Source organism: Pseudoxanthomonas sp. 68-E7 (assembly GCF_057773145.1).
Window position 1 is genome coordinate 498,280 of the sequence record NZ_JBYMTI010000002.1, and the last position, 10,841, is coordinate 509,120.

Here is a 10,841-nt window from a genome sequence, read left to right on the forward strand (position 1 = left end):
TGGAGCTTATTTCTTCTTCACCGGCGCCAGCCGCAGGTCATGGAAATCGAAGCTGAAGTCGGTCAACGGTGAAATCGCCTCCATCCGCGCTTCGCGGATTTCACCGTCGGGCGTCAGCGCGAAGTTGAGGAAGGCGTCGGCGTTGAGCCAGCGCTCGCGCCAGCGCACCACGAAGGTGTCGTGCTGCCAGTGGCTCAGGTCGCCCACCAGTTCGGCGGTCTTGCTGAAGCGCAGCACCAGCTTGCCGCCTTCCTGGCTGATCACGACATCGCCATACCAGGGATCGCGCAGGGTGCCGGCGTACTTCGCCAGCGGCAGCGAAGGCTTGGACTTGGCGTCACGCGCGGCCAGGTGCTTCTGCCAGCTTTCGTCGGCGTTGTCCTGCGACTTGGCCACCGCCTCGGCGTAGGCCGCCAGCCAGTCGGTCTTCGGCGCATCCAGCATCGCATCGAGCGCGCGCAGGGTGACCGCATTGAACGCCGCGCCGACTTCCTGGCTGGTCAGCACCACCACGCCCAGCTTGCGTTCCGGCACCAGGGTCACCCGCGAAACCATGCCCGGCCAGCCGCCGGTGTGCCAGACCAGTTTCTGGCCGCGGTAGTCCGACAGCATCCAGCCCTCGCCGTAGCCCAGGTAGTTGGGTTTGGCCAACTTGAGCGTCTCGATCTTCGGCTCGGACACCGGAATCGGCGTGATCATCGACCACATGTCGCGCTGCCGCTTCGGGGTGAACAGTTGCTGCTGTCGCCCGTCCTTGTCGGTGTAGGTGCCGCCGGCCAACTGCATGCCCATCCAGCGGGTCATGTCATGCACGCTGGAATAGATGCCGCCGGCGCCGGCCACGTTCGACCAGGTCATCCGGGGCGCGGGCTGCAGATCCTTGAAGTCGGCCTTGGCGTGGCCGCTGGCGACGTTGTCGCCGGGCTTGAGCGCGTCGCTGTTGAAGCGGGTCTGGTCCATGCCCAGCGGCTGGAAGATGCGGCTGCGCAGGAACTGCTCGTAGCTCATCCCGCTGACCTGCTCGATCACCAGCTGGGCGACGCCGAACAGGATGTTGTCGTAGGCGTACTGGGCGCGGAAACCGCCGGTCAGCGGCACGTCCTTCAGGCGCTCGGCCACTTCGCGGTTGGTGTAGCTCGTGGTCGGCCAATACAGCAGATCGCCCGCGCCCAGGCCCAGGCCGCTGCGATGGGCCAGCAGATCGCGGATGCGCATCTCGCGGGTTACGTAGGCGTCGGACATGCGGAACCACGGCAGGTGGTCGATCACCCGGTCGTCCATGTCCAGCTTGCCCTCGTCGGCCAGCATCTCCAGCGAGGCGGCGGTGAAGGCCTTGGTGTTGGAGGCGATGGCGAACAGGGTGTGCTCGTCCACCTTCTCCGGCTTGCCCAGTTCGCGCACGCCATAACCGCGCTCCAACACCACCTTGCCGTCCTGGATGATGGCCACGGCGATACCGGGCACGTCGAACTGCTTGCGCACCGATTCGACATAGGCGTCGAAATCCTGCAGCTGCGCCGGCGTGGCCGCGTCCTGCGCGTGCGCGCCCGTCCACAGTCCGATCGACAGCACCAGCGCGCCGGCCTGCCCGGCGATCAGCGGAATCCGCATCATTGAGCCCCTTGGAAAGCAAAGACGACCGCCAACGATACGGCAGCCCAGCGCCCGCGTCCCCCTGCCGATGGTCACCATGGACCGGCCGGGGAAGCCCGCTTGGCATAATGGCGCGATGTCCGCCGCCCCGCCCTCCCCGCCCACCCGTTCTCCCGCACGCGTCGCCATCGTCGGCGGAGGGCCGGCCGGGCTGTTCGCCGCCGAGCGCCTGCGCGCGGCCGGCCTGGAAGTGGATCTTTACGACGCCAAGGGCTCGGTCGGCCGCAAGTTCCTGATCGCCGGCAAGGGTGGGCTGAACCTGACCCACTCCGATCCCTTCCCCCTGTTCGTCTTCCGCTACGGCGCCCGCCACGCGGAGGTGGCCGACTGGCTCCGCGGATTCGACGCCGACGCCCTGCGCGGCTGGGCGCTGGGACTGGGCGTGGACACCTTCGTCGGCAGTTCGGGGCGGGTCTTCCCCCGCGACCTGAAGGCCGCGCCGCTGCTGCGGGGCTGGGTGCGCCGGCTGCGCGACCAGGGAGTGCGTTTCCACATGCAGCACCGCTGGCTTGGCTGGAACGACGACAAGCGCCTGCGTTTCGGTGGCCCGGCGGGGGAAGTCTCCGTCAACGCCGACGCCGTGGTCCTCGCGCTCGGCGGCGGCAGTTGGCCGGAGCTGGGCTCGGACGGCGGCTGGGTGCCGCTGCTCACCGGGCGCGGTGTCGATGTCGCGCCATTGCAGCCCGCCAACTGCGGATTCGACATCGACTGGAGCGAACACCTGTCCAGCCGTTTCGCCGGCAGTCCGCTCAAGCCCGTGGTGGCGCACTGGCAGGGCGCCGATGGCCAGTGGCAATCGCTGCAGGGGGAATGCGTGGTCACCGCCACCGGCATCGAGGGCAGCCTGATTTACGCGCTGTCGGCCGCATTGCGCGACGCGATCGCGCGGGACGGCGAAACGACGTTGTGCCTGGACCTGGTGCCGGGTCGCGACGAGGCGCGGCTGCGCCGCGACCTCGGCAAGCCGCGCGGCGCCCGCAGCCTCAGCGATCACCTGCGCCGCGAAGCCGGCGTGTCCGGCGTGCGTGCCGCGCTGCTGTACGAAGTGATGACGCGGGAGGCGATGCAGGATCCGGCCGCCCTGGCGAGCACGCTCAAGCGGCTTCCGTTGAAACTGCTTCGTGCCCGCCCCATCGACGAGGCCATCAGCAGCGCCGGCGGCATCCGCCTGGAAGCGCTGGATGCGGGGCTGATGATCAATGCCCTGCCCGGTGTGTTCGCCGCCGGCGAAATGCTGGACTGGGAAGCCCCCACCGGCGGCTACCTGCTCACGGCCTGTTTCGCGAGCGGCGGGCGTGCCGCCGAGGGCGTGTTGGCCTGGTTGAAGGAACGCGGGATCGCATCGGATTGAAACGGCGTGTCCCGTTCAACGGCTGGCGGCGGAGCGAAAGAACAATCGGCTGGCGGCTTTCGATCGTGATGGGCGCGCCGCCTTCGTCGCCATGCCGATCAGATCACCGCCATCCATGCCTGCCCCTCGGGCAGGACATGGATGGCGGGTCTTCCACACCACACGCCTTCAGGTTCCGCATTTCGTTTCCACCCCGGGACTTCCTGTCCGCATGAAACGCATCGTCGCCCTTGCCTGGTCGCCCGCGATGGCTGCGGCAGGCTGGAGAGAACCTGCGCGCAGCGATAGCGGGGCGTGCGCGTAAGATACAAAGCGGGACGTTGAAATTCGGTTAGCGTTTGACTTCACTGCGATGACAAACGCAGCTTCCGTTCACAGTTCGTGCGAACGCGTCGGCATGACCTCATGCCGCTCCCGCATCAACGTCCGTGCCATCAACATTTGCTGTCCTGCAGCGCACGCACGCGCGCCGGTGGACTGAACGCATCGCTGCGCGCCTCGATCCAGAATTGCTGGAACACCGCGTGCGCCGGAATCCTGTCCAGCAGTTCGCCCGGTTCCAGGAAGCGGTACAGCATGGCCAGCGAACGCACCTCGATCGGCGAGACCCGGCGCAGGATGTGCTCCGGCCCGAGCTGCTGCGGATGTTCCAGCCCCGCCGCGCACAGCATGTCGCGCAGGGCCTTGAGCGTGTTGTCGTGGAAATGCTGCACCCGCACGGATTTGTCGCCGACATCCAGGTGCTTCCAGCGGCTCGGGTCCTGGGTCGCCACGCCGGTCGGGCAGCGATCGTTGTGGCAGCTCTGCGACTGGATGCACCCCAGCGAGAACATGAAGCCGCGCGCGGAATTGCACCAGTCCGCGCCCATCGCCATGGTCCGGGCGATGTCGAAGGCACTGATGATCTTGCCGGCGGCGCCTACCCGGATGCGTTCGCGCAGCTTCAGTCCGACCAAGGTGTTGTGCACCAGCAGCAGGGCCTCGTGCATGGGCACGCCGACATGGTCGATGAACTCGGCCGGCGCCGCGCCGGTGCCGCCCTCGGCGCCGTCCACCACGATGAAATCCGGCAGCAGGCCGGTTTCCTGCATCGCCTTGGCGATGCCGAACCACTCCCAGGGATGGCCGATGGCCAGCTTGAAGCCGGTCGGCTTGCCGCCCGACAGCTCGCGCAGGCGAGCGACGAACTGCAACAGTTCGACCGGCGTGGAGAACGCCGAATGGCGCGCCGGCGACACGCAGTCGTGTCCGATGGGCACGCCGCGGGTCGCCGCGATCTCCGGGCTGACCTTGGCCGCCGGCAACACCCCGCCATGACCGGGCTTGGCGCCCTGCGACAGCTTGATCTCGATCATCTTCACCGACGGCAGGCGCGCGTTCTGCACGAAGCGTTCCTCGCTGAACCGGCCCTGCTCGTCCCGGCAGCCGAAATAGCCGGAGCCGATTTCCCACACCAGATCGCCGCCGTGTTCCAGGTGGTACGGGGAAATCGAGCCCTCGCCGGTGTCGTGGTAGAAGCCGCCGCGCCGTGCGCCCTCGTTGAGCGCACGGATCGCGTTGGATGACAGCGCACCGAAGCTCATCGCCGAGATGTTGAACACGCTGGCCGAATACGGATGCGCGGTGTTGGCGCCGATGGTGATGCGGAAATCGTGCGAATCCACCTGGGTGGGCGCCAGCGAATGGTTGATCCATTCGTAATCCACGCCATACACGTCCTGCTGGGTGCCGAACGGCACCACGTCCATCACGCCCTTGGCGCGCTGGTACACCAGCGAGCGCTGCTGGCGCGAGAACGGCACCTCGGCGATATCGCTCTCGATGAAGTACTGGCGTATCTCCGTGCCGAACGATTCCAGCCCGTAGCGGAAGTGCGCCAGCACCGGATAGTTGCGGCGCAGGGTGCTGCGGGTCTGCAACAGATCCCAGGTCCCCAGCAGCGCCAATGCGCCGAACAGGCCGGCGAGCCAGCCCCAGGCGGGCCAATGGAAGGACAGCGCCAGCGACAGCAACGCCAGCAGGATGCTCAGCCCGTAGGCCAGATAACGATTCATCACGCTCCTCATCGGGCCGGGCCGCCGCGCTCCCTGCCCGCCAAATCCTCTACCACCCGCGCCAGGAGCGCCGGACCTTGCGGCCCGGGCATCTTAATGTCCCGCCGCCACCGGCGTGCGACCGCCACCTGTACGGGTGGTTTTCGGTCGCGGGCCGGTCGGACAAACCAGGTCAAGCGCGAAGACATGCCAATCGGTCATGTCGGGATAATCGCAGGTCATTCGGCAGTGCAGCATTGGCGTGCGGTAATCATGCGCCCACTGTTTGATGCCTTTCGATGTCGCGAACCACCCCGCTCGCCCTGGCCATTTCGCTGGCCATCCTCCCTCCCCTCCTCCACGCCCAGGACACCGACGCCAACGCGCCCGCACCGGACAAGACCCTCGACGCGGTCGTCGTCACCGGCTCCAACATCAAGCGCAGCGATACCGCCGGTCCCAACCCGGTGCAGGTCGTCACCCGCGAGGAAATCGAACGCACCGGCAAATCCACCCTGACCGACGTGCTGCGCTCGCTGTCGGCCAACGCCGGCAACAGCTACGACGAGCAGTACACCGGCAGCTTCTCCGCCGGTTCGGCCTCGATCGGCCTGCGCGGCCTGAGCCCGAAGAACACCCTGGTGCTGGTCAACGGCTACCGCGTGGCCAACTTTGGCTTCGCGCTGAACACCCAGGACACCTTCGTCGACCTCAACGCGCTGCCGATCGGCGCGGTCGAGCGCATCGAAGTGCTCAAGGACGGCGCCTCGGCCGTGTACGGTTCCGATGCGATTGCCGGCGTGGTCAACATCATCCTGCGCCGCAACTTCCAGGGCATCGAGGTCGGCGGCGCGGTCGGCGGCGCCACCCGCGGCGGCCTGGACGAACAGAAGGCCAACCTGCTGCTCGGCTTCGGCGATCTCGAACAGCAGGGCTGGAACGTGCTGTTCGGCCTGGATCTGCTCAAGCGCGAGCGCCTGGACGCGGACGAACGCGCCTTCACCCGCAGCGGCGACTTCCGCGACAAGCCCGGCGGGCGCCTGGCCGGCTGGTCCACCGCCGGTGGCAACTGGCTGCTCAATCCGCGCCAGCCGACCCCGTTCTCGCCGTGCCCCGATGGCAGCGTGCTGCGTCCGTACAGCGATTTCGGCAGCACCCTGCCCGGCAATGCCTGCGCCTTCAACGCGCAGCCATACAAGACCCTGCAACCGGGCGCCGAACGCATCCAGGCGTCACTGAGCGCGACCTTCCGCCTGGGCGAGCGCACCGAACTGTTCGCCGACCTGCTCTACAGCCACAACCAGGCGGATCAGATCTTCAGCGCGCCGCTCACGGTCGGTCCCGGCCTGCGCGCCTACAACCCCGCCACCGGCACCCTGGTGGACATCCCGGTGGCGCTGCCGGTCGGCCATCCCAACAACCCCAACGGCGTGCCGCTGCCGTTCGAATACACCTTCTTCGATCTCGGCCCGCGCCTGAAGGACAACACCCAGGTGTTCTACCGCGCCCTGGCCGGCCTGCGTGGGCAGACCGAACGCTGGGACTGGGAAGTGGCCGCGGAGACCTCGCAGAGCCTGCAACGCGAATACGTCGACAACTTCATCAACCGCTACGCGTTCCAGCGCATCCTCGCCGACGGCAGCTACGACTTCCTGGATCCGTCCCGCACGCCGGCGCCGCTGAACGATCTGCGCCTGCAGACCAAGCGTCCGGGCTACTACCGCCTGGACGGGATCAGCGCCAAGGCTTCGACGTCCTTCCTGGAACTGCCGGCCGGTTCGATCGGCTTCGCCTGGGGGGCGGAATTCCGCCGCGAGTCGCTGGACGCGCGCACCAGCCGTCAGGTGCTGTCCGGCACCGAACTGCGCCCGGCCATCAACATCGTCAAGGGCGAACGCAAGGTCAGCGCCGCCTACGCCGAGTTCAGCGTGCCGCTGCACCAGACCCTGGAGCTGCAACTGGCCGGCCGCGCCGATCACTACGACGACTTCGGCAACGCCTTTTCGCCGAAAGTGGCGCTGCGCTGGCAGCCGCTGGAGTCGCTGCTGCTGCGTGGTTCGTTCTCGCGCGGCTTCCGCGCGCCGTCGCTGCCGGAAATCGCGCCCGGCCAGACCATCAGCTACGGCACCGTGGTGGATCCCTACGATCCGCTGTCGCCGGGCGGCAGCCGCGGCGTCACCAACGTGCGCACCGGCAACCCGGATCTGGACGCGGAACGCTCGAAGAACTTCAACATCGGCGCGGTGTGGTCGCCGGACGCGGACACCAGCATCGGCCTGGACTACTACCGCATCGAGCAGGACAACCTGATCAAGCCGGACAATGCGCAGTTCATCGTCAACAATCCCACCCAGTTCCCGGGCCGGGTCATCCGCGACGCGCAGGGTCGCATCCAGATCATCACCAACCAGTATTCCAACCAGGGAGAACTGAAGACTTCCGGCATCGATCTGGATTTCAGCCGCACCTTCCGCACCGCTTCGGCCGGCAATTTCACCCTGAGCGGAAGCTGGACCCACCTGCTGGAGTTCAAGCAGCCGCTGGTGGCCGGACAGGCGCCCTACGACGGTGCCGGCAACAACCGTCTGGGCGCGCTGCCGAAGAACCGCGGCACCACCTCGCTCGGCTGGGAAGCCGGCAACTGGGAAAGCACGCTGATCCTGCAGTACATCGCCGGCTACGACCAGCGCGTATCCACCCAGGCCAGCAATCCGGGCCTGCGCGACAAGGTCAAGCCGTATCACCAGCTGGATCTTTACGTGGCCTACCAGGGCATTCCCAAGACCACGCTGTCGCTGGCGGTGCAGAACCTCACCGACAAGGACCCGCCGTTCGATCCGGCCGGCGGCTCCAACGGTTTCGACATCACCCAGTACAACCTGCGCGGCCAGTTCGTCTCGCTCGGGGTGAAGTACCGGTTCTGACGTCGTTGCCATGATTTCGTGACGACAGCCCTGGCAGGGCTGTCGTCATGGTTCAACCCCGGATTCGCGCAATCCGTCACACCAAGACGTTCGTCGATGCTAGTGCATCGACAGGCGGGGTGTCAGGCCGCTCCGGAAATGTCCGGCGTCATCAACCGGGTCAACACCTCGACGGTATCGGGCCGGCCGAAGTACCACCCCTGCGCAAGCACGATCTGATCCGGATACTCCAGCATCCGCGCCTGTTCGCCGGTCTCGACGCCTTCGAACACCAGGTCCGCCTGAAGTCGGCGGGCAATGGCGAGGATTTCCGGCAGGATCGAACCTTGCAGTTGCGCCGTCGCTTCTGGCAACAGCGAGCGGTCGACCTTGATGTAATCGATTGGCAGGTGCTGCAGCTGGCTCAGGCTGGAATAGCCGGAACCGAAGTCGTCCATGTAGATGGGATGGCCGAGCCAGCGCAGGCGTTCCAGCTCCGGCAGGATGTCCTGCAGTTCCGCCGTGGAACGCTCGGTCAATTCGAAGCCGATATGGCGTCGCGGCAGGCCAGGCGGCCAATGGAAGTCCAGGGTCTCCATCAGGCTGCCATCCACCAGTTCGGGAGAGCTCACGTTGATGGTCACCCGGAAATCGGGAAAGGCCTCGAACAGTTCGCGGTTCTCGTCCAGCACCGTGCGCACGACGAACGCGGTGATCTCGGCAATCATCCCCGTGCGCTCCGCCTCAGCGATGAACACCTCCGGTGATGCGGGGCCATCGATCCAGCGGATGAGCGCCTCGGCCGAGACGATGCGGGGAGGCGTCTCCAGCGCGACGATGGGCTGATAACGAAGCGCGAATCGTCCTGCTGCCAGCGCGCGGCGCATCCGCGCGGGCAGCGCGCTCCAGCGACGGTGCGCGGCCAACGCCAGCCAGCCCAGGCAGGTTCCCAGCAGCCCCCCCAGGATCAGGACCGTCCACAGGGCGCTCGTCCGCGCGCGTTCGTCGGCCACGGCCGTGACCAGGACTGTGGCGCAGATGGGAAAACGCCGCGAACAGAATCGACGATCCTCGCGGCCCTGCCCTTTTCCGGCTTCGACAAAGCCAGGCAAGTGCTGCGCATCGAGCCCGATGACAAGACGCGTCGCCCGGTCCCGCAGGCCGACCACGTAATACAGGCCCGGCCATCGCGTCACCCGGAATGCGTCGAAGTCCACATGGACACTCGACTTCTCCGTGCGCACCACCAAGGCAAAGGAATCCTGATCCGTCAGCGAGAGCGCCGTCCAGTAGCCGGTCAACCCGGCCCCCAGCACGAGGGGTTCCTGGCGCGACACGACCGGTTTCGCCAGGACTCCGAGCACGGCGGTGCATGCCAGGTTCCCTTCCACGTACCGGCCGAGATCCTTGGTGAACTTGGCCCGCATGAAAACCGCCCGCAGCCGCCGCAGTTCCTCCGCCGAACAGTCGGCACGCGTCGAGCGATCCGCTTCAGCCAGCATGCGGGCCACCGTATCGAACACCTGGTCGATCTGATCGACGACCCGCGCGCCCTGCTGGCTGACTGCATGGTCCAGCCATCGGCGTTCAACCGCATCCCGCATCTGCAACGCGATCGCCATCGTGGCAAGCAGCACGAGCAGGAAGATCAAACGACCTGCCCATCGCGAGGTTGTCCATCTCCGTGCCTGCTTCATGGATATCATTCTTTGCGGTGGGAATGGATGATCGCCACGTCGCTGGCCAAGCCCCCTGCCGATCGTTGCCCGGCGCGGGCGTCCCGGACGAATCCCGATCGCGAAACGGGATTCCGCATTGGAATCCCGTTTCTCCATCATGGTGCCCGGAGCCGGAATCGAACCGGCATGGCCTCGCGGCCGGCGGATTTTAAGTCCGATGCGTCTACCAATTTCGCCATCCGGGCATGCCGATAGCGTGCCTGAGCCAGGACGGGATGGAAAGTCGCGAACCCTTCCGTCCGTCAGGCACAAAAAAACCGACCACGAGGTCGGTTTTCAGAAATGGAGGCCTGGGTCGGAATTGAACCGGCGTACGCGGATTTGCAGTCCGCTGCATAACCACTCTGCCACCAGGCCGATGGCGATTGCGCGAGACTGGCGCAATCACGGCGCCATTTCAAGCGCCTTACAAAACAAAACCCCGCGAACGGGGTTTTGTCCTGAATATGGAGCGGGAAACGAGACTCGAACTCGCGACCCCGACCTTGGCAAGGTCGTGCTCTACCAACTGAGCTATTCCCGCGTGGTGAAGTTGGAAATTCTACCGGTATCCCGAGAACTGTCAACTGCTTTTTTCTCGTCGGCCCGCAGAATCGGCCATGCCGCATGCAGGTACTGGAAACCGGACCAGAGCGTAAGTATAGCCGCGATCGCGAGCAGCCAGTCGCCGATCCTGAAAATCCATTCACCCAGCCAGATGTCCGCCCGATCCACCGGCCCCGGGGTCGCCGCGTACAGCAGGCAGCCCAACGCCACCATCTGCACGATGGTCTTGATTTTGCCGATGGTGGCCACCTTGACCCGGGCGCGCTGGCCGAGTTCGGCCATCCACTCGCGCAGCGCCGACACCGCGATTTCACGCCCGACGATCACCGCCGCCCAGATGGCCATCCACATGGTCGGGTTGTCCTGCACGATCAGGAACAGCGACACCGCCACCATCAGCTTGTCCGCCACCGGATCCAGGAACGCGCCGAACGCCGAATACAGGTGGTAGCGCCGCGCGATCCAGCCATCCAGCCAGTCGGTGACCGCCGCCAGGATGAAGATGAAGGCCGCCGCGAAATTGGTCCATTTGTGCGGCAGGTAGAACACCATCACCAGCACCGGGATCAGCACGATCCGCAACAGGGTGAGCCAGGTGGGGATAGTCAACTTCATT

Annotated in this window: 6 protein-coding genes and 3 tRNA genes; 2 read left to right on the forward strand and 7 right to left on the reverse strand. The window is 66.2% G+C overall.

Translation table 11 applies throughout. From position 1 onward, the window contains the following. Positions 1–6: 6 nt before the first annotated feature. A complete protein-coding gene (locus AC3DE2_RS06780; RefSeq protein ID WP_488425572.1) occupies positions 7–1,611 on the reverse strand; it encodes a serine hydrolase in 1,605 nt (534 codons plus the stop codon). Between the two features lie 118 nt (positions 1,612–1,729). On the opposite strand from AC3DE2_RS06780, the gene AC3DE2_RS06785 reads away from it, so the two are divergent. Beyond that, positions 1,730–3,004, forward strand: a complete 1,275-nt coding sequence (locus tag AC3DE2_RS06785) for a TIGR03862 family flavoprotein (RefSeq protein ID WP_295383298.1) — start codon at positions 1,730–1,732, stop codon at positions 3,002–3,004. A gap of 434 nt (positions 3,005–3,438) precedes the next feature. On the opposite strand, the gene AC3DE2_RS06790 is transcribed toward AC3DE2_RS06785, so the two are convergent. Next, entirely contained in the window at positions 3,439–5,058 is a 1,620-nt protein-coding gene (locus tag AC3DE2_RS06790) for an FMN-binding glutamate synthase family protein (RefSeq protein WP_488425573.1), read from the reverse strand. 278 nt (positions 5,059–5,336) lie between these two features. On the opposite strand from AC3DE2_RS06790, the gene AC3DE2_RS06795 reads away from it, so the two are divergent. Next, positions 5,337–7,961 carry a TonB-dependent receptor gene (locus tag AC3DE2_RS06795; protein WP_488425574.1) on the forward strand — a complete coding sequence of 875 codons (2,625 nt, stop codon included), beginning with the start codon at positions 5,337–5,339 and terminating at the stop codon, positions 7,959–7,961. 122 nt (positions 7,962–8,083) lie between these two features. Here AC3DE2_RS06795 and AC3DE2_RS06800 read toward each other — a convergent pair whose 3' ends face one another. The 5 genes from AC3DE2_RS06800 to pgsA form a co-directional block, all read right to left on the reverse strand. Continuing rightward, positions 8,084–9,637: an EAL domain-containing protein gene (locus tag AC3DE2_RS06800; RefSeq protein WP_488425575.1), complete on the reverse strand. Its 1,554-nt coding sequence runs from the start codon at positions 9,635–9,637 to the stop codon at positions 8,084–8,086. A 140-nt stretch (positions 9,638–9,777) separates the two neighbouring features. Further along, positions 9,778–9,864: transfer RNA gene (locus tag AC3DE2_RS06805), tRNA-Leu, on the reverse strand. Between the two features lie 98 nt (positions 9,865–9,962). After that, positions 9,963–10,036 (reverse strand) — tRNA-Cys (locus AC3DE2_RS06810). A 90-nt stretch (positions 10,037–10,126) separates the two neighbouring features. Beyond that, a tRNA-Gly gene (locus AC3DE2_RS06815) sits at positions 10,127–10,202 on the reverse strand. Next, positions 10,193–10,840: a CDP-diacylglycerol--glycerol-3-phosphate 3-phosphatidyltransferase gene (pgsA, locus tag AC3DE2_RS06820; protein WP_488425576.1), complete on the reverse strand. Its 648-nt coding sequence runs from the start codon at positions 10,838–10,840 to the stop codon at positions 10,193–10,195. The genes AC3DE2_RS06815 and pgsA overlap by 10 nt, the downstream gene beginning before the upstream one ends. Position 10,841: the final 1 nt, after the last annotated feature.

Excerpts from the sequence above, each read along its gene's own strand:
- AC3DE2_RS06780 (WP_488425572.1), bottom strand. The coding sequence starts at position 1,611 with ATGCGGATTCCGCTGATCGCCGGGCAGGCCGGCGCGCTGGTGCTGTCG.
- AC3DE2_RS06785 (WP_295383298.1), top strand. The coding sequence starts at position 1,730 with ATGTCCGCCGCCCCGCCCTCCCCGCCCACCCGTTCTCCCGCACGCGTC.
- AC3DE2_RS06790 (WP_488425573.1), bottom strand. The coding sequence starts at position 5,058 with ATGAATCGTTATCTGGCCTACGGGCTGAGCATCCTGCTGGCGTTGCTG.
- AC3DE2_RS06795 (WP_488425574.1), top strand. The coding sequence starts at position 5,337 with ATGTCGCGAACCACCCCGCTCGCCCTGGCCATTTCGCTGGCCATCCTC.
- AC3DE2_RS06800 (WP_488425575.1), bottom strand. The coding sequence starts at position 9,637 with ATGAAGCAGGCACGGAGATGGACAACCTCGCGATGGGCAGGTCGTTTG.
- pgsA (WP_488425576.1), bottom strand. The coding sequence starts at position 10,840 with ATGAAGTTGACTATCCCCACCTGGCTCACCCTGTTGCGGATCGTGCTG.